The following is a 16,696-nucleotide window of genomic DNA, read 5'->3' as shown; positions in this document are numbered from 1 at the left end:
GCTCGCTGGCGCTCGCGCAGGATGACGACGACCGTCAGGTCTCCGGGCGATCGAGATCGCGCACTGCCGGCCCCTCCAGCAGCTCGCCCTCAGCCGTGAACCTGGATCCGTGCAGCGGACAGTCCCAGGAGCGCTCCGCCGCGTTCCAGTTGAGGATGCCCCCGAGGTGGGTGCAGACACCGGAGACCCGGCAGAGCCGCCCGTCGACCCGGGCGACGCCGACGGGGGAAGGGCCATCGCGCACTACCATCCCCTCTCCCTCGCCAGGCAGCATCGCCTCATCGATCGTCTCCTTCTGCGCCGAGGCCCACCCCGAGACGAGTCGCCCCGCCACCCCGGCGTTCACCCCGAGCGCGTCACGCACCTCGGGCAGTCGCATGGAGTGCCGGCGCAGCTCGAGCGCCCACTCGAGATGGCCTCCGAGCACGTCGGCCGCGATCGTGAGCGCCGCGGCGACGGCGTTGGTCATACCCCACTTGTTGTAACCGGTGGCCGTGTAGATGCGTCCTCCACCGCGCGGCAGCGGGCCGGCGAACGGCACCCGGGAATGCGTGCGATAGTCCTGTGCGGCCCACCAGCAGTCCCGGTCATGCACACCGAAGTTCTGCTCGGTCCAGGCGTCGATGTCGCGCAGCGCCTCTCCGGTGTCCTTCGCGCGCCCGGTCACGTGCGCGCCGCCGCCCACCACCAGCAGGTCTTCCCCGTCCCGACCGACCGCGGTGCGCAGCGATCGATCCGGCGCGCCCGCTGAGACGTACATGCCGCGCGGGAGGGCTGGGCTTCCCGGCGCCGCCCCGCGGTATGCGGCGACGAAGGATCGCGAGGGCTCGAGCTTCGCGAAGAAGAGGCCGCGATCCAGCACCGGCACCCCGCTCGCGAGCACGCAGATCCCGGTCGGGATCTCTCCCAGGGTGGACCGCACCCGGAGCCCGGATTCGTCCTGCTCGACGTCGACCACTCGGCAGCGCTCGACGAGACGACCCCCGCGATCCCGCAGCTCTCGGGCGAGCGCCGCCAGCACCGTCATCGGCTGCAACTGCGCTTGATCCTCGAGCATCAGGGCCCCGGCGGTGTCGAAGGGCAGGCCGGTATCGCGGGTCTCCAACGCGGGCACGCCGGCGAGCGCCGCAGCATCGAGTTCACGCTCGAGCGCATCCCGCTGCTGCCCATCGACGGCGTAGGTATAGGCCGGGCGCCGCTCGGCCTCGACACCCCAGGCCTCGAGCTGGCGCAGCATCCACGCCTGTCCCTCACGATTCGCCTCGGCATAGGCCTGCAGGGCCGCATCGCCGGCGTGCGCACGCAGCTCCGAGAAGACCGTACCCTGGAGCAGGCTGAGCTTGCCCGTGGTGTTGCCGGTGGTGACGGAACCGGCGCGCCGCGCCTCGAGCACGGTCACCCGCTGCCCGGCACGGGCCAACAGCACCGCCGTGGTGAGTCCGGTCAGCCCCGCGCCCACGACCACCGCATCGCACGCCTCCTCCGAGAACTCGTCGGAGTCGATGCTCGGCCCGGTCAGGCGCCAGAGCGAAGTCGTCTGCCACTGCTGCGTCATGCAGCCGACTGTAGGCGCACGCTGCGGCGGTGACGACCCCGTTGACAACCCCGTGTCGAACCGCAAGCCGGTGGAGCGGGCGGGCTCCCCTCGGCAGGCGCAGGGAGCGGAACGGAAACAGGTTCAGGGAGCGGGATCCCGATCCTCGAGACGGTCCGCGTAGTCGGGGATCGGATCGGCCGGCACCACCACCACGTCCTGCACCTTCCAGTCGAGTCCGGCCACCCCCTCGCTGAGCTCGGCCAATCGCTCCATGCTCACCTCGCGCGCGACGGGCCGCACGAAGACCTCGACGTGGAACACCTGCCCCTGGTCGCGCAGCCTGATGCCCGACTCGGCGATCCAGCTCTGCCTGCGCAGGTAGGCGAGGATCACATCGCCCAGCGGGTGCGACCGTTCGCCGTCGTAACTGCGCGCGCGGCGATCCATCAGGTCCTGCACCGCAGCCGAGCAGTTGCTCAGCCCGTCGCGCACGATCCCCACGGCGATGAAGATCGCGGCCGCGCCGTCGAGCCACCACAGCCCGGCGCCGATCCCGAGCACTCCCGCGATGGATGCGACATTGGTCTGCCAGTCGGCCTTCGCCATGTCGGCGTCGGCGTAGAGCAGCTTGCTGTGGAGCACCGGGGCGAGGCGCGCCTTCGCCGGCCCGTACAGCCAGACCGGACCGATCACGATCACGGCCATGACCGCCACCATGATCCATCCCTGCCAGACCGAGTGCCCCAGTATCTCCACGTCGCCGATCTCGGTGCGCTCCCCGGAGAAGACGCCGGAGAGGAGCCCGCTGCCGGCATCGATCGCGAGATGCAGCCCCACCCCCAGCAGGGCGGCCCCGGCGAGCAGGTGCCCGACCCCCATCGCCCGGTGCCAGCCGTACGGGTGCTCGCGATCGGGCCGACGGCGCACGAACGGGAGCGCGACCAGGAACGAGATCTGCGGCAGCAGCGACAGCATGTCCTCGAACCACGCCGTCTGCATCGCCTGCGAATCGCCCATCACGAAGGCCACGATCGTGATGGTGCAGATCGTGTAGCAGATCGTGAAGATCTGCCAGCGCACGGCGCTCCGCAGGGCCTTGCGCTGCTCGCGCGGCAGGTTCTCGCGCTTATCCTGCCGGTAACCGGCCCTCTTCATAGGCGGGTGCTTCGCAGCTGCGCGACATCGGGTCCGGCTGCCGCGCCCGCCACCGGTTCGCCGGCGTCGCCCGGGCTTCCGGGCACGGCGGGTTCCGCTCCGAGAGGCGGCTCCGCGGTCATGCCGAGCAGTTCGGCGAGCGGAAGCAGGGGAAGCAGTTGCAGGGTGTCGTTTCTCACTGACCGGTACCTCCTGTGCAAATGAAAGGCCTCGTCGTTCTCGCTCGCGCTTCGGAAAGACGACCTGGATCACATCGTGACCTCTGGCCGCCCAGCAGCCCAGGCCTTGACAGATCGGGCGGCCCGTCGTATGCGCGCTCTAGCCCATCACCCCTGGAAGCGCAAGCCCTCGTGGGCCTTCCTGCACCGCGGTTACGGTCGGGAATCGCAGGGTAGTACTCGCCCTGGATGAGAGAGGAGCGCAGTCATGAGCACGAATGATCCGAAGACGTCGCGACCTGGCGAACCCGGCACGACGCGGGGCGACACTCGTGAACTGCGCACGGGCACGGTGCAGACAGGGCCTCCGACCGACGTTTCTCCGGCCGCAGCCGCCCCCGGAGAGGAGGGGTAGGGTATGCGGACAGCGCTGGTCGACTACGCCGTCTCCTCGGGGTCGAGCGCCCCGGCACGCAAGGCGGCAGCGCCACTGGAGCCGGGCCCCGAGCGGGCCCACGAGGCAGAGCGCGGAGACCCGCCTGAGCCGAAGCGGAATCCGGATCCCCGGGCCCGGGAGCGGATCGCGCGCGACGCTCGCGCCGCAGGCGCCCTCGCGACGGCCGCGGATCTCTCGGGCGAGCGCAGACACGCTCTGAAGCAGCGGGTGATCGTGGAGTACCTGGGCCTCGCCGATGCGATCGCCCGGCGTTTTCAGGGGTCGGGCGTCGAGCCGAACGAGCTGCGCCAGGTCGCCTATCTCGGGCTCACGAAGGCGATCCAGCGGTTCGACGCCGACAGCGGGAGCGGAATCGCGGCCTTCGCCGTGCCGACCGTCTCGGGCGAGATCAAGCGCTACCTGCGCGACGCGACGTGGGCGGTACGCCCTCCGCGCGCGCTCCAGGAGCTGTCGCTCGAGCTGCGCGCACGCGTGCCCGCACTCACGCAGCGCTTGGGGCGCGAACCGACCGTGGACGAGCTCGCGACGGAGGTGCGCCGCACACCGGCGCGGGTTGCCGAGGCGCTCCGCTGCATGGGCGGGCGCCAAGCGCTCTCGCTCGATGCCCCCGTCGGCTCCGGTGACGGCGATGACGACCTCTCCGGCGTGTCGCTCGGAGACGCGCTTCCGGCGTACCCCGAGGACATGGAGGAGCGGGTCGACCTCTCGGTCACGCTCAGGTCGGCGCTGCGCGCGATCCCGCTCAACGAGCGCCGTGCTGTGCACCTGCGCTACTTCGGTGATATGACGCAGGTCGAGATCGCGGCAGAGATCGGAGTGAGCCAGATGCAGGTCTCGCGGCTCCTCCGACGCGGGCTCGCATCACTGCGACGGGAGCTCTCCGCGTGCGGAGTGCAGGAGTGAGCGGGCCGCGGCGACGACCTCATCGGCGGTGACGGCGAGGAGCGCGGGATCGGGCTGCTCCGCGAACGCTTCACCGCGACGCAGAGCCGCGTCGGTGAGTACGCGGTGGGGTCCGTCCGCGGGCGGACCCCACTCCTCGGGAGGGGCCGGTCCGAAGAGCACGACCGAGGGCGTGCCGTAGGCGGAGGCGAGGTGGGCGGCTCCCGTGTCGACCGTGACGAGCACGCTCGCCCGGGCGACGACCGCGGCGAACTCCGCGAGATCCGCCCTCCCCGCGAGCACATCCTCCTCGGGCACTCCCCCGGCCCTCGCCACCGCTCGTGCGCGCTCCCGATCCTTCGCACCGCCCGTCACCACCACGCGCAGCCCGTCTTCCGCGAGCGCCCTCGCCACCCGCGCGAACCGGTCCACCGGCCACTGCCGCGAACCGTAGAAGGCCCCGACATGCACGATCGCGGCCCCGCCCACGAGCGGGGGTGCCTCGGGAACGGCGATGGAGAGGTCGTCGGTGTCGGCGGGGAGGCCGTAGGCGGATACGAGCCGCGTCCAGCGCTCCCGCTCGTGCAGACCGTCGATCCAGGGCACGCCGTCGGGGCGCTCCGGGGTGCTGTGCGCGATCGTGAGCCGCGCCCCCAGCTCATCGACGCGGCCCCGACTCTCGGGGCCGCTCCCGTGCAGGTTGACGGCGACATCGATGTCGCCCGGGGCGAAGGGCAGCGGCTCGTCGAGACCGGGTGTCGGTAGCAGCTCGTCGACGGCGTCGACCAGTTGCACGATCGGCGCGAGCCAGCCCGGCGAGGCGAGCATGATGCGGTGCTCGGGGAAACCGCGGCGCAAACCCTTCAGCGCCGGCACCGCGACGAGCAGATCGCCGAGTTTGAGGGCGCGCAGCGCGAGCAGCTTCGGTGAGTCGTCTGCAGTGTGTCGCATAGGGATCCCATTACCACAGAGCACGGCTTCTAAACAAGGCCGAGGAGGTCGTGTTTACTGCTTCTCCTCCGGGGAACCGGAAGGGTATGAGCAGCAGCGACGCCCCCATCTCCGCGGTCCTCTTCGACCGCGACGGCACCCTGATCGAGGACGTGCCGTACAACGGCGACCCCGATCGGGTCCACTCGCTGCCCACCGTCGCGGACACGCTCGACGGGCTCCGCGAACTCGGGATCGCGGTGGGCGTCATCAGCAACCAGTCCGGGATCGGGCGCGGCCTCCTCACCTCCGAGCAGGTACGCGAGGTCGACCGGCGGGTGAACGCGCTGCTCGGCCCCTTCGACGTCTGGCGCATCTGCCCGCACGCCCCCGACGACGGCTGCGGGTGCCGCAAACCCCTGCCCGGCATGATCCTCTCGGCTGCCGAGCAGCTGGGCCTCGAGCCGGCGCGGATCCTGATGATCGGCGATATCGGGGCCGACGTGGAGGCCGCCCGGGCCGCCGGCGCGCACGCCGTACTCGTGCCGCGACCGGAGACGCTGCCGGAGGAGGTCGCCGCCGCACCCCTCGTCGCGCGCACGGTGCGGGAGGCGGTGGGTTGGTTCATTCCCGCACTCGCGGAGGCGCGCCCGTGACGCCCCGGGTGCTCGTGGCGAGGCTCGACAGCCTCGGTGACGTGCTGCTCACGGGGCCGGCGGTGCGCGCGGTGGCCGAGCGGGCCGACGTGGTGATGCTGTGCGGGCCGAGGGGCGAACCGGCCGCCCGGCTGCTCCCGGGCGTCTCGGAGGTCGTGGTGTGGGATGCGCCCTGGATCTCGGATCCCGCGCCGGCGGTCGACGAGGATCACCTCGGAGCGCTCGTCTCGCGGGTGCGCGCCGCACGGGTCGCGGAGGCCGTGATCCTCACCTCCTTCCACCAGTCGCCGCTGCCCCTCGCGATGCTGCTGCGCGTCGCGGGAATTTCGCGGATCTCCGGCGCCTCGGTCGACTACCCGGGATCCCTGCTCGACGTGCGATTGCGGCCCGGAGAGGATCTCCCGGAGGACATTCCCGAGCCCGAACGGGCGCTCGCCATCGCGGAGGCCGCGGGCTTCCCCGGTCCCGACGACGGTCGGCTGCGGGTCGGCACCCTGCCGGATGTCTCCGAGCTCACCGGCCACGACCCCTACGTCGTGCTGCACCCCGGCGCCGCCGTGCCCGCGAGGCAGTGGCCGGTCGAGGGATTCGCGCGCGCGGCCCGCCTGCTGGCGGCGCAAGGGCGCCGGGTCCTGCTCACGGGAGGCCCCGACGAGCGTGCGCTCACCGGCTTCATCGCCCGCGAGGAGCCGACGGCCGTCGATCTCGCGGGCGGCTGCACGCTGCCGCAGCTCGCGGGTGTACTCGCGGGCGCGAGCGCGGTGGTGGTCGGCAACACCGGGCCCGCCCACCTGGCCGCCGCGGTCGGCACGCCGATCGTGAGCCTCTTCTCCCCCGTCGTCCCGGCCGTGCGCTGGCGCCCGTACGGCGTGCCGCACCGTCTGCTCGGCGATCAGAACGCGCCCTGCCGTGGCACGCGAGCACGCATCTGCCCGGTACCGGGCCACCCGTGCCTCGCGGGCGTCTCCGCCGAGAGCGTGGTGGAGGCCGTGCTCGAGCTCGAAGCGGGGCGCCACGACGAAGAAGCCACCGACACGAGAGGAGCACGCCGATGAAGATTCTGGTCTGGCACGTCCACGGAGGGTGGATGGACGGTTTCCTGCGCGGCAGCCACGAGTACCTGATCCCTGCAGCACCTGGGGATTCTCTGCCCGAGCTGCCCCCGGGAGCGCGTCCGATCGACCCGGCGGATTTGCGCGAGCAGCCGGTCGACCTCGTGGTGCTGCAGCGCACCGAGGAGCTGGAGCTCGCCGAGCGCCTGCTCGGCCGCCGCCCAGGACGCGACGTGCCCGCCGTCTTCGTCGAGCACAACACGCCCAAGCGACTTCCCGTGACCGAGCGTCACCCCCTCGCCGAGCAGCGCGAGATCCCGGTCGTGCACGTGACGCACTTCAACCGGCTCGCGTGGGACTGCGGCGAGGCCCCCGTACACGTCATCGAGCACGGCGTGCCCGATCCCGGACCGCTCTACAGCGGCGATCTCGCCTCGCTCGGCGTCGTCATCAACGAGCCGGTGCGGCGGTGGCGGGTCACCGGCACCGACCTGCTCCCGGCCTTTGCGGAGGCGGCGACGCTCGACTGCTTCGGCATCGACGTCGATCTGCTGCCCCCCGCGCTCGGCCTCGCGCCGGACCGGCTGCGGCCGATCGGGGATCTGCCGACCGCGCAGATGCATGCCGAGCTCGCGCGGAGGCGCGCGTACGTGCACCCCCTGCGCTGGACCTCGCTCGGACTGTCGCTGCTCGAGGCCATGCATCTTGGCATGCCGGTGCTCGCGCTCGCGACGACCGAGGCGCCGCGAGCGGTGCCCGCCGACGCGGGAGCCGTCTCCGCCGATCCAGCCGAACTCGTCGCGACCGCGAGGCTCCTGCTGGAGGATCCCGATGAGGCGCGCCGCCGCGGCCGCGCGGCCCGCGAGTATGCGCTCGCCCACTACGGCCTCGAGCGCTTCCTGCGCGACTGGGACGCGATGATCTCCGATCATCTCGAGGCGCACACAGCTCGTCGCTCCCGCGCATCCGCGGGGGCGGCGGACCGATCGACCGGCGCCGCGAACCGCGCGGAGCACGGAATGGAAGGAGCACTCCGATGAGAATCTCCATGGTCTCGGAACACGCCAGCCCGCTCGCTCCCCCCGGCAGCGTCGACTCCGGCGGGCAGAACGTGCACGTCGCGGCGCTGTCGCGCGCCCTCGCCGCGCGCGGCCACACCGTGACGGTGTACACGCGACGCGACGACGCCGCGCTCCCCACCCGCGTCGCGCTCTGCCCGGGCGTCGACGTCGTGCATGTCACCGCCGGGCCCGCGCACCGCGTGCCGAAGGACGAGCTGCTCCCGTACATGGGAGTGCTCGCCGAGGAGCTCGCGGCGTCGTGGCGCTACGATCCGCCGGACGTGGTGCACAGCCACTTCTGGATGTCGGGCATCGCGGCGCTCGAGGGCGCGCGGCTGCTGCCCGAGCACCAGCGCCCGGCGGTCGCGCACACCTTCCACGCGCTCGGCTCGGTCAAGCGGCGCCACCAGGGCGCCTCGGACACGAGCCCGGCCGAGCGGGCCGATCTCGAACCGCGGGTGGGCCAGCAGGCGGACGCCGTCATCGCGACGTGCGACGACGAGGTCGACGAGCTGCGCGCCCTGGGGGTGCCGTCGCACCGCATCGAGGTCGCTCCGTGCGGCGTCGATCCCGTGGAGTTCGACACCCGCGGGCCGGTCGAGCCGCGCGGCGCGACTCATCGGCTGCTGACGGTCGGGCGGATCGTGCCTCGAAAGGGGATGGATCTCGCCGTGCGCGCGATCCCGCTGCTGCGCGAGCTGGGCTTCGACGACGTCGAACTCGAGATCGTCGGATCGGGCGATGCGGTCGGCGGTCGAGACGCGGAACTCGAGCGGCTCGCCGCGCTCGCGGAGGAGCTGGGGGTGGCGGATCGCACCCATCTGCGCGGACAGGTGGCTCGAGACCGGATGCCGGCCCTGCTGCGCTCGGCCGACGCGGTGATCTGCGCGCCCTGGTACGAACCGTTCGGCATCGTGCCGCTCGAGAGCATGGCGTGCGGCACCCCCGTCATCGCGGCGGCGGTCGGAGGGCTGCGCGACAGCGTGGTCGACGGGATCACCGGCCTGCACGTGCCCCCTCGCGATCCCGCCGCGATCGCCGAGGCCGCGGCGCGCCTGCTCGGGGACGAACCGTTCCGCCGGGCGCTCGGCGCAGCCGGGAGGGGCCGCATCGAGGCCGGCTACACGTGGGCGAGCGTCGCCCAGCAGACGGAACACATCTATCAGCGGCTGCTCACCCGCGAGCGTCAGCAGCCCGGACAACTCCTGGAGATGGCGCAATGACGATCACGACGACCACTCGACCCCGGAAGAACCGCCGACACGACCCGGCGAGCGGGGAGCGGGTCACCGCTCATCTCGAGGGCCTCCGCGCCACGCTCGCCTGCGCGATGCGTCACGCCTCGCACCTCGAGGAGTGGGGGGACGATCTCGCGACTCGCCTGCGATCCGGGGCGCGGTTGCTGGTCGCCGGCAACGGCGGATCGGCGGCGGAGGCCCAGCACCTCGCCGCCGAGCTCGTCGGCAGGTACCGCGGGGACCGCGAGGCCTACTCCGCGATCGCGCTGAACGCCGAGACTTCGAGCCTCACCGCGATCGGCAACGACTACGGCTTCGCCGAGGTCTTCGCCCGCCAGGTGCGCGCTCACGCCCGCGCGGGCGACGTGGTGCTGCTCATCTCGACGAGCGGAGCGAGCCGCAACCTCATCGAGGCCGCTCGCGCGGCCCGCGCGCTCGGGGCGACCACCTGGGCGCTCACGGGCGAGGGCCCCAACCCGCTGACGACGGTGTGCGACGACGCGATCTGCATCGACGGAGCTTCGCCGCACGTGCAGGAGAGTCAGCTGGCCGCGATCCACGCCGTCTGCGAGGTATTCGACGAGCGCGTCGCCGATTCCGCGAGGAGCGGATCATGAGGATCACGGTGGTCGGAGACGTACTGCTCGACGAGGACGTCGAGGGGCGGATCGAGCGGCTCTGCCCCGACGCGCCCGTGCCCGTCGTCGAGGTCTCGGGCCGCCGGTTCCGCGCGGGCGGGGCGGGGCTCGTCGCCGCGATGCTGCAGGGCGACGGTCACGAGGTCAGCCTGGTCACGGCGCTCGGCGACGACGAGGCGGCTGCGCGGATCCGCGAGCGTCTGCCCGGCGTAGCGGTGATCGCCTGCGACTCCGGCGCCCCCACTCCGGTGAAGCGCCGCGTGCGCACCGCCGACCAGGCGGTGTGCCGCATCGACGAGGGCTGCGAGCCTCCCCCGGTCCCTCGCGTGACCGACCGACTGCTCTCGGCGGTGGCCGACTCCGAGGCGATCATCGTCTCGGATTACGGCCGACGTCTCACCGAGCATACGGAGCTGCGCGAGGCGCTGCAGCGGCGCGGCGGCGCGGTGCCGCTCGTGTGGGATCCGCATCCGCGAGGGGCCGATCCCGTGCCCGCAGCGCAGCTCGTCACCCCGAACCTGCCCGAGGCGACGGCCGCGGCGGGGACCGCGCGAGGCCCGGAGCACGCGGCGGAGGCGGCCGCGCGGCTGCACGAGCGCTACGGCTGCGCCGCCGTGCTGGTGACCCTCGGCGAGCTCGGCGCGCTGCTGCACGAGCCGGGCGTCGAGCCGCTCGAGATCCCATCCGAGCCCGTCGCCGCCGCCGACACCTGCGGCGCGGGCGATCGCTTCATCGCGGCCGCGGCGGTCGCGCTCGCGCGGGGAGCGGACCGGCGCGCTGCCGCACGCGAGGCCGTCTCCGCCGCCCGCGACTACCTCGCGGCGGGTGGCGTCGCCTCGCTGCCGGAGCTCTCGGCGCCCTCCGAGGCCGAGGCTCCCCTCGACGCCTTCGCGCTCGCGCGGGCGGTGCACGAGCGCGGCGGCACCGTGGTCGCCTCGGGAGGGTGCTTCGATCTGCTGCACGCCGGTCACGTGCGCACGCTGGCCGCCGCCCGCGAGATGGGTGACTGCCTGATCGTGTGCGTGAACTCAGACGACTCGGTGCGGCGACTGAAGGGGCCCGAGCGCCCGCTCATCCGCGAGCAGGACCGCGTGGAGATGCTGCGCGCCCTGAGCTGCGTGGACGCCGTGCTCGTCTTCGACGAGGACGGACCCGAGCAGGCGCTCGACCGGCTGCGACCCGATATCTGGGTGAAGGGCGGGGACTACACCGTCGACGCCCTCCCCGAGGCGGGGCTGCTGCAGAGCTGGGGCGGTGCCGCGGTGACGGTGCCCTACCACCTCGGCAGATCCACCACCCGGCTCGCCGCCGCACTCGCGCGGGTGAGCTGAGCCCGCACGATCCGTTCGACTCGATGATTGGAGATTCCATGCACACCTCACTCTTCCCCCGCCACATCGGCTGCGTGGTCGTCACCGGCGGCGCCTCCGGACTGGGGGCCGCGGTAGCCGAGGCCGTCGCCGACGCCGGAGGCGAACCCGGGGTGATCGACCTCGACGTCGACGGGGTGGATGACCGCTTCGCCGCTCGTGCGGCGGATGTCTCCGATCGGCCCGCCCTTGAACGCGCAGTCGCCGAACTCGCGGAGCAGCTCGGCGGCATCGACGCGATCGTCACCGCCGCGGGGATCGACCGCTGCGGCAAGCTCGAGGATGTCGCCGCCGACGAGTGGGAGCGCGTGATCAACGTCAACCTGCTCGGAACAGTCGCCGCGGTACGGGCCGCGCTCCCCTACATCGCTCGTTCGCACGGCCGCGTGGTCACCGTCGCCTCGTCGCTCGCGCTGCGAGCGCTGCCCGATGCCACCGCCTACTGCGCCTCGAAGTTCGGCGTGCTGGGCTTCTCCCGCGCGCTCGCGGCCGAGACGAAGGGACGCCTCGGCGTCACGACGCTCGTGCCGGCCGGCATGCGCACGAGCTTCTTCGACGACCGCCCCGAACAGTACCGGCCGGCGTCGGATGCGCAGCTGAACGAGCCGTCGGACGTGGCTCGCGCCGTCATCTTCGCGCTGCAGCAGCCGCCCCACTGCGAGGTGCGCGAGCTCATGATCTGCCCGGAGGAGGAGCCGTCGTGGCCGTGATCCACGCGGGCTCACCACGCGGGATCGCTGGGGCCCGCGGGATCATCGCCTGTCCCGGGCTCGCCGTGCGCCCCCGCGAGCAGCTCGCGCACGTCGGCGAGCACGGCCTCGACCGGCACGTCGTCGACGAAGGAGACGTCGTGCTCGCAGCGCTCCACGGCCACTCGCTCGGGTGTGCAGTCGATGCCGCAGACCGGGCATCGGGCGGTCCACGAGATCCGCGTGCGATGCCGCTGCCGAGGGAACGGGCCGGCGTTCAGCATGTTGCCGCACCAGAAGACCGAGGCGGTCCGGGTGCCGACGGCCTGAGCGAGGTGCCGCGGTCCGCTGTCGTTGCCGACCATCACGTCGGCCGCGCTCAGCAACCCCACCAGTTCGGGCATCGGCAGGCGCCCCGATGCGTCCTCGACCAGCCCGGTCGCGGCCGCGTCGAAACCCAGGGCGTCGACGATGCGTCCGCACAACCGCCGTTCGTCATCGGCGCTGCCGATCAGCACGACTCTCACCCCTTCCCGAGCGAGCTCCGTGGCGAGCTCCGCGAAGTGCGAGACCGGCCAGCGCCTGCGAGGATCCGTCGCTCCCGGATGCATCGCGACCATCGGTCTCCGATCCTCACCCCTGAAGCTCTCGCCGAGCTCGCGCTCGATCTCCGTGACGCGCACGCGCGGCTCGAGCTCCACGGGGGCGGCCCCCACGAGCCCCGCGACCTCGAGCCACCGCATCACCTCGTGCTGCGAGTAGACGTAGTCGATGCTGCGGTCGAGCTGCGCGGCGTCGGGCGTACGCGTGCCGATCGTGCAGCGGGCGCCGACTTCGAGCAGGAATGCGTTCGAGAAGCGGCCACCCCCGTGCATCTGCGCGGCGAGGTCGTAGCCGACGAGCCGTTGCTGCTCGAGGAACGCTGCGATGCCGGGCCCGTCGCCGCGTTCGCTCGGGTCGGCGCCCACTCCCGGCACGACCGGCAACGGCGCCACCCGGTGCGGGGCGCCCTCGCGGCGCTGCAGCAGGTCCGCGGCGAGCCGGGTGCCGAGCAGGGTCACCTCGGCATCGGGGTAGGCGGCGGAGAGGGCGCGGATCGCGGGGAGCGTGAACAGCAGATCGCCCAGGCCGCCCGCGCGCAGCACCGCGATGCGACGCACCCCGTCCATGCGGGCGCCCAGCGGGGCGACCGCGAGCGCGTCCGCCCCCGTCGTCGCGCCGCGGTCGTCTTCTCGTTGTCTCCAGCGCATCGTGTCGCTCCTCTCCAACGGCCTCGGCGCCGGGCGCCGCAAGATCCTCTCCTCTCCTCATGCCCGCGAGCGGAGGACCGCAAACGTGAAAGTCCGAAGCCCGAAGGGAGGCCACGGTCATGAGTCCTGAAGAGTGCATCGAGCGGGTGCGCGCTGCCCGTCCGCGCGTGACCGTGATCGGCGACTACCTGCTCGACGGGTGGTGGAACGGCAGCGCGGAGCGCGTCGCGAGGGAGGCCCCCGCACCGGTGGTGCACCTCATCGACCGCACGGTGGCACCCGGCGGTTCGGCGAACACCGCGCTCAACCTCGCGGCCCTCGGCGCGCGAGCGAGAGCGGTCGGGGTCGTCGGCGCCGACGACGCGGCCGCGGAGCTGCGCGCGCAGCTCTCGGCGGCGGGCGTCGACGTGGCCGGCCTCGCAGGCGTCGCGGGTGCGAGCACCACGACCAAGGTGCGCGTGACGGTCGACGACCACGTGCTGCTGCGCCTCGATCAGGATCGCGACGAGGCATGGCCGCTCGAGGTCAGGGAGGCGTTCTGCGAGCGCGCGGAACGGGCGGTGAAGAACAGCGACGCGCTGCTCGTCTGCGACTACGGGTCGACGCTGCTCGACGACTTCGTGGTGGAGCGGCTCGCTCGCATGCCCCGCCCCGGGCTCATCGTGGTCGACGCGCACCGGCCCGGGCGCTGGCGCGATCTGCGTCCCGACATCGTCACCCCCAACGCAGCCGAGGCGGAGACGCTGCCGGGCGTCTCGCTCGGCTCGGGCGATGAGCGGGCGCAGCGCGCGATCGCCGCCACCGAGACCCTGCTCGAAACCACCGGCGCGGCGACGGTCGCCGCCACGCTCGACCGCACCGGCACGGTGCTGCTCCGGCGCGACGGCGATCCCGTGCGCACCCATGCCGAGCCCGCCCCCGAGCGGCACGCCTCCGGGGCCGGCGATGTCTTCGCCGCGGCCATCACCACCGCCCGCGCCGCCGGTGCTTCTCTGGAGGACGCCGCGACGTTCGCGCAGGGGGCGGCGAGCGTGGCCGTGCAGCGCGCGGGTACCTGCGTCTGCTCCATCGAGGAGCTCGGCGAGTGGTTCTCGCGCGAAGCGGAAGCGGTACGGCGATGAATCCCGGCACTCGTCGAGGCGCCGCGCGATGGGCTGATCCGGCACCGGTTCCGCAGCCGCGCATCGACGTACTCATCCCCACCGCCGGTCGCACTGCGGAGCTCGCGGTGACCCTCGCCGGGCTCGCCGCGCAGCAGGATCCGCCCTTCGCCGTGATCATCAGCGACCAGTCCGAGGAGGGGGTCGACCGCGCGCCCGCGGTGTGCGCCATGATGCGCGTGCTGGAGGCCGAGGGCCGGTCCGTCGAGCTTCGCCGGCATCTGCCGCGGCGGGGCATGGCCGAGCAGCGGCAGTTCCTGCTCGACCGCGCCTCGGCCGACCGCGTGCTCTTCCTTGACGACGACGTCTGGCTCGAACCGGGCGCACTCGGGCGTCTCGACGCCGCGATGAGCGAGGCCGAGTGCGGGCTCGTCGGGTACGCCGTGCAGGGCCTCTCGCACCTCGGCGACGTGAGACCCGAGGAGACGGAGCGGTTCGAACCCTGGCCGCACGGGCAGGTCTCCCCCGAGCGCGTCAGGCCGTGGCTCGACGCCTTCGAACGGTGGCCGCTGCACAACGCCGCCAACCCCGCGCACCTGGCACGGCAGCAGCGGCTGCGCGACGACGACCGACTGCTCTATCGGATCGCCTGGATCGGCGCGTGCGTGCTGTTCGACCGGCGAGCACTCGTCGAGGCGGGCGGCTTCGAGTTCTGGCGGCGGCTGCCGCCTCAGCACGCGGGCGAGGACCGGGTCGCGCAGTGGCGCGTCATGGAGCGGGCCGGCGGTGCCGGCGTGCTGCCGAGCGGCGCCGTGCATCTCGAGGCCCCGACCACCGTGACCGACCGCCGCGTCGAGGTGAGCGACATCGTCTTCCCCCGACCCGGTGACGCGGGAGGGCAGGGGGCTATCGGCGACTCGTAGAGGTCGTGCTCATCTCGGCGAGCAGGGCGAGCGTGCCCTGCTCGCCGGGGTCGAGAAAGCGGCGGGATCGCCGCCCGGCGAGCGAGCGCTGCACGCGCTCGAGCACCTCGGGCCGGTCGGCGGCCTCCATGACCCGCGGATCGACGTACGAGGAGCGGGTGACGGCGGGGGTGTTGCCGAGTCTTGCCGCCGCCTCGCGGACGGCAGCCCGCAGTGCATCCGTGCGCGCCCTCGACGACGTCAGCTGCTCGTCCGAGAGGTCGAGCAGTGCCGAGGCGACGACCACGGTGCCGCCCCAGGTACGGAAGTCCTTGGCCGTGAACTCCTCGCCCATGTGCCGCTTCACGTAGGCGTTGACGTGGCGGCTGCGCAGTCGCTGCACCACTCCGTCCTCATCGAAGAAGCGGAACACCTCGGGTCCGGGCAGCTCCTCGAGCTGCGCGATCAGGCGGGCGACGCGCGCATCCCTGATGCGCCCGCGCTGCCGCTTGCCGCTCTTGCCGACGAAGTCGAAGCCGACCGAGGTGGTCGTGGCATCGAGGTGCTTCGCCCGCAGGGTGGTCACCCCGTAGCTGCGGTGCTGCTCGGCGTACCGCGCGCTCCCGACGCGGAAGAGCTGCCGGTCGATGAGCCGCACCGCGCAGGCGGTGACGCGGTCGCGATTCAGTCGGCGGCGGCGCAGATCGCGATCGACGGCTGCCCGCAGCGCGGGCAGCGCGGCGCCGAAACGCTCGAGCCTCGCGAACTTGCGCCGATCCTGCCGGCGTCTGAAGGCCGGATGGTAGATCGTCTGCGTGCGCCCGGCGGCGTCGACTCCGCGCGCCTGCACCTTGGCCCTCGGGGAGCGCGCGATCTCGACGTCGTTCCACGCCGGCGGCACCGCGAGCGCATCCAGGCGCTCGATCTCGGAGCGCTTCGTGATCCTGCGCCCGTTCAGGCGGTAGATGAAACCGTCGCCCGCCGGTTCCCGGGAGATGGGGAGCCGCCGCGCCGCGCCGGCACCCCGGCGCTCCCTCTCGCTCCGAGCGGCCATCCCTCCCCCGATCTTCGTCTCCCGCTCCCCCTCTGTGCCCGGTCCGGCCGGTTTTCAATCCTCGGCCGTCACACCCCGGCGAGCTCGCGCAGCCGCGTGAGCAGTTCCTCGCTCGTGTGCGTCTCCTGGTCGAGGTTGTCCGAGAGCAGCTTCGCGGCTTCCGCAGCACCTTCGGCCTCGGTCGCGGTGATGAGCGACTGGTAGACCGAGATCTCGTAGTGCTCGTTGCCGAGCGCACACGACAGGGTCACCTGGTCAAGTAGCGCGCGGTCGGAGCGCTCGATGAGGCCGTGCGCCTGGCGCGAGATCCCCTTCGTCGCGGGCGACCCCGCGGTGGATTCGGGGAATTCGAGCAGCCCGAAGACCTTGCGCAGGTTCTCGATCTGCTCGCGCGTCTCGTCGGAGTGGTGGCGGAACAGCTTCTGAATATCCTTCGACGGCGCCGCCTCGGCCAGATCGCCCAGGGCCGCGAGCGAGTCCTGCTCCATGGTCATGGCGGTGCGCAGTTGAAAGCGCAGCAGGTCGGTCGGGGTTTCAAGGCTTCGCTGTGACATGGGCTTCTCCTTC

At 72.6% G+C, this 16,696-nt stretch carries 18 protein-coding genes; 11 read left to right on the top strand and 7 right to left on the bottom strand.

What is annotated here, in order from left to right; translation table 11 throughout:
* Nucleotides 1-34: 34 nt before the first annotated feature.
* The 3 genes from AC0KXF_RS13580 to AC0KXF_RS13570 form a co-directional block, all read right to left on the bottom strand.
* The gene (locus AC0KXF_RS13580) at nucleotides 35-1,555 is read right to left on the bottom strand and encodes an FAD-dependent oxidoreductase (RefSeq protein WP_473109683.1); all 1,521 of its coding nucleotides are present in this window, start codon (nucleotides 1,553-1,555) and stop codon (nucleotides 35-37) included.
* 123 nt (nucleotides 1,556-1,678) lie between these two features.
* Nucleotides 1,679-2,692, bottom strand: a complete 1,014-nt coding sequence (locus AC0KXF_RS13575; RefSeq protein WP_473109682.1) for a cation efflux transmembrane domain-containing protein — start codon at nucleotides 2,690-2,692, stop codon at nucleotides 1,679-1,681.
* Nucleotides 2,689-2,871: a hypothetical protein gene (locus AC0KXF_RS13570; RefSeq protein ID WP_473109681.1), complete on the bottom strand. Its 183-nt coding sequence runs from the start codon at nucleotides 2,869-2,871 to the stop codon at nucleotides 2,689-2,691. Before AC0KXF_RS13570 ends, AC0KXF_RS13575 begins: the two co-directional genes overlap by 4 nt.
* Before the next feature lie 247 nt (nucleotides 2,872-3,118).
* Between AC0KXF_RS13570 and AC0KXF_RS13565 the strand changes: the two genes are divergently transcribed.
* A complete protein-coding gene (locus AC0KXF_RS13565) occupies nucleotides 3,119-3,265 on the top strand; it encodes a hypothetical protein (protein ID WP_473109680.1) in 147 nt (48 codons plus the stop codon).
* Nucleotides 3,266-3,268: 3 nt separating this feature from the next.
* Complete coding sequence (locus tag AC0KXF_RS13560; RefSeq protein WP_473109679.1) at nucleotides 3,269-4,210, top strand: sigma-70 family RNA polymerase sigma factor; 942 nt, start codon at nucleotides 3,269-3,271, stop codon at nucleotides 4,208-4,210.
* On the opposite strand, the gene AC0KXF_RS13555 is transcribed toward AC0KXF_RS13560, so the two are convergent.
* Nucleotides 4,169-5,140, bottom strand: a complete 972-nt coding sequence (locus AC0KXF_RS13555) for a glycosyltransferase family 9 protein (RefSeq protein WP_473109678.1) — start codon at nucleotides 5,138-5,140, stop codon at nucleotides 4,169-4,171. The two genes, AC0KXF_RS13560 and AC0KXF_RS13555, sit on opposite strands and share 42 nt — an antisense overlap.
* 86 nt (nucleotides 5,141-5,226) lie before the next feature.
* Between AC0KXF_RS13555 and AC0KXF_RS13550 the strand changes: the two genes are divergently transcribed.
* Genes AC0KXF_RS13550 through AC0KXF_RS13520 form a run of 7 tightly spaced genes read left to right on the top strand, consistent with a single transcriptional unit; the run spans nucleotide 5,227 to nucleotide 11,844 of the window.
* Entirely contained in the window at nucleotides 5,227-5,775 is a 549-nt protein-coding gene (locus tag AC0KXF_RS13550) for a D-glycero-alpha-D-manno-heptose-1,7-bisphosphate 7-phosphatase (RefSeq protein WP_473109677.1), read from the top strand.
* Nucleotides 5,772-6,830, top strand: coding sequence for a glycosyltransferase family 9 protein (locus AC0KXF_RS13545; RefSeq protein WP_473109676.1), 1,059 nt, complete (start codon nucleotides 5,772-5,774; stop codon nucleotides 6,828-6,830). The genes AC0KXF_RS13550 and AC0KXF_RS13545 overlap by 4 nt, the downstream gene beginning before the upstream one ends.
* Nucleotides 6,827-7,867, top strand: coding sequence for a glycosyltransferase (locus AC0KXF_RS13540; RefSeq protein WP_473109675.1), 1,041 nt, complete (start codon nucleotides 6,827-6,829; stop codon nucleotides 7,865-7,867). The genes AC0KXF_RS13545 and AC0KXF_RS13540 overlap by 4 nt, the downstream gene beginning before the upstream one ends.
* Entirely contained in the window at nucleotides 7,864-9,111 is a 1,248-nt protein-coding gene (locus AC0KXF_RS13535) for a glycosyltransferase (protein ID WP_473109674.1), read from the top strand. The genes AC0KXF_RS13540 and AC0KXF_RS13535 overlap by 4 nt, the downstream gene beginning before the upstream one ends.
* Nucleotides 9,108-9,743 carry a D-sedoheptulose-7-phosphate isomerase gene (locus tag AC0KXF_RS13530; RefSeq protein ID WP_473109673.1) on the top strand — a complete coding sequence of 212 codons (636 nt, stop codon included), beginning with the start codon at nucleotides 9,108-9,110 and terminating at the stop codon, nucleotides 9,741-9,743. Before AC0KXF_RS13535 ends, AC0KXF_RS13530 begins: the two co-directional genes overlap by 4 nt.
* Nucleotides 9,740-11,095: a PfkB family carbohydrate kinase gene (locus tag AC0KXF_RS13525; protein ID WP_473109672.1), complete on the top strand. Its 1,356-nt coding sequence runs from the start codon at nucleotides 9,740-9,742 to the stop codon at nucleotides 11,093-11,095. The genes AC0KXF_RS13530 and AC0KXF_RS13525 overlap by 4 nt, the downstream gene beginning before the upstream one ends.
* Before the next feature lie 38 nt (nucleotides 11,096-11,133).
* Nucleotides 11,134-11,844 (top strand): SDR family oxidoreductase, encoded by a 711-nt coding sequence (locus tag AC0KXF_RS13520; RefSeq protein WP_473109671.1) that lies wholly within the window; start codon nucleotides 11,134-11,136, stop codon nucleotides 11,842-11,844.
* Between the two features lie 11 nt (nucleotides 11,845-11,855).
* On the opposite strand, the gene AC0KXF_RS13515 is transcribed toward AC0KXF_RS13520, so the two are convergent.
* Nucleotides 11,856-13,073, bottom strand: coding sequence for a glycosyltransferase family 9 protein (locus tag AC0KXF_RS13515; RefSeq protein ID WP_473109670.1), 1,218 nt, complete (start codon nucleotides 13,071-13,073; stop codon nucleotides 11,856-11,858).
* Between the two features lie 119 nt (nucleotides 13,074-13,192).
* Between AC0KXF_RS13515 and AC0KXF_RS13510 the strand changes: the two genes are divergently transcribed.
* Together AC0KXF_RS13510 and AC0KXF_RS13505 are read left to right on the top strand one after the other, a co-directional pair.
* Nucleotides 13,193-14,194, top strand: a complete 1,002-nt coding sequence (locus AC0KXF_RS13510; protein WP_473109669.1) for a bifunctional heptose 7-phosphate kinase/heptose 1-phosphate adenyltransferase — start codon at nucleotides 13,193-13,195, stop codon at nucleotides 14,192-14,194.
* On the top strand, nucleotides 14,191-15,096 hold the full coding sequence (locus AC0KXF_RS13505) for a glycosyltransferase family 2 protein (protein ID WP_473109668.1): 906 nt from the start codon (nucleotides 14,191-14,193) through the stop codon (nucleotides 15,094-15,096). Before AC0KXF_RS13510 ends, AC0KXF_RS13505 begins: the two co-directional genes overlap by 4 nt.
* Here AC0KXF_RS13505 and AC0KXF_RS13500 read toward each other — a convergent pair.
* Together AC0KXF_RS13500 and AC0KXF_RS13495 are read right to left on the bottom strand one after the other, a co-directional pair.
* Complete coding sequence (locus AC0KXF_RS13500; RefSeq protein WP_473109667.1) at nucleotides 15,080-16,129, bottom strand: DNA topoisomerase IB; 1,050 nt, start codon at nucleotides 16,127-16,129, stop codon at nucleotides 15,080-15,082. The genes AC0KXF_RS13505 and AC0KXF_RS13500 overlap by 17 nt on opposite strands.
* Nucleotides 16,130-16,197: 68 nt before the next feature.
* Nucleotides 16,198-16,683, bottom strand: coding sequence for a YciE/YciF ferroxidase family protein (locus AC0KXF_RS13495; RefSeq protein ID WP_473109666.1), 486 nt, complete (start codon nucleotides 16,681-16,683; stop codon nucleotides 16,198-16,200).
* Nucleotides 16,684-16,696 lie beyond the last annotated feature (13 nt).

The sequence above is a fragment of the Leucobacter holotrichiae genome (assembly GCF_055791005.1).
This window is presented reverse-complemented; position numbering and strand designations above follow the sequence as displayed.

Excerpts from the sequence above, each read along its gene's own strand:
- AC0KXF_RS13580 (WP_473109683.1), bottom strand. The coding sequence starts at position 1,555 with ATGACGCAGCAGTGGCAGACGACTTCGCTCTGGCGCCTGACCGGGCCG.
- AC0KXF_RS13575 (WP_473109682.1), bottom strand. The coding sequence starts at position 2,692 with ATGAAGAGGGCCGGTTACCGGCAGGATAAGCGCGAGAACCTGCCGCGC.
- AC0KXF_RS13565 (WP_473109680.1), top strand. The coding sequence starts at position 3,119 with ATGAGCACGAATGATCCGAAGACGTCGCGACCTGGCGAACCCGGCACG.
- AC0KXF_RS13560 (WP_473109679.1), top strand. The coding sequence starts at position 3,269 with ATGCGGACAGCGCTGGTCGACTACGCCGTCTCCTCGGGGTCGAGCGCC.
- AC0KXF_RS13555 (WP_473109678.1), bottom strand. The coding sequence starts at position 5,140 with ATGCGACACACTGCAGACGACTCACCGAAGCTGCTCGCGCTGCGCGCC.
- AC0KXF_RS13550 (WP_473109677.1), top strand. The coding sequence starts at position 5,227 with ATGAGCAGCAGCGACGCCCCCATCTCCGCGGTCCTCTTCGACCGCGAC.
- AC0KXF_RS13540 (WP_473109675.1), top strand. The coding sequence starts at position 6,827 with ATGAAGATTCTGGTCTGGCACGTCCACGGAGGGTGGATGGACGGTTTC.
- AC0KXF_RS13535 (WP_473109674.1), top strand. The coding sequence starts at position 7,864 with ATGAGAATCTCCATGGTCTCGGAACACGCCAGCCCGCTCGCTCCCCCC.
- AC0KXF_RS13530 (WP_473109673.1), top strand. The coding sequence starts at position 9,108 with ATGACGATCACGACGACCACTCGACCCCGGAAGAACCGCCGACACGAC.
- AC0KXF_RS13525 (WP_473109672.1), top strand. The coding sequence starts at position 9,740 with ATGAGGATCACGGTGGTCGGAGACGTACTGCTCGACGAGGACGTCGAG.
- AC0KXF_RS13520 (WP_473109671.1), top strand. The coding sequence starts at position 11,134 with ATGCACACCTCACTCTTCCCCCGCCACATCGGCTGCGTGGTCGTCACC.
- AC0KXF_RS13515 (WP_473109670.1), bottom strand. The coding sequence starts at position 13,073 with ATGCGCTGGAGACAACGAGAAGACGACCGCGGCGCGACGACGGGGGCG.
- AC0KXF_RS13510 (WP_473109669.1), top strand. The coding sequence starts at position 13,193 with ATGAGTCCTGAAGAGTGCATCGAGCGGGTGCGCGCTGCCCGTCCGCGC.
- AC0KXF_RS13505 (WP_473109668.1), top strand. The coding sequence starts at position 14,191 with ATGAATCCCGGCACTCGTCGAGGCGCCGCGCGATGGGCTGATCCGGCA.
- AC0KXF_RS13500 (WP_473109667.1), bottom strand. The coding sequence starts at position 16,129 with ATGGCCGCTCGGAGCGAGAGGGAGCGCCGGGGTGCCGGCGCGGCGCGG.
- AC0KXF_RS13495 (WP_473109666.1), bottom strand. The coding sequence starts at position 16,683 with ATGTCACAGCGAAGCCTTGAAACCCCGACCGACCTGCTGCGCTTTCAA.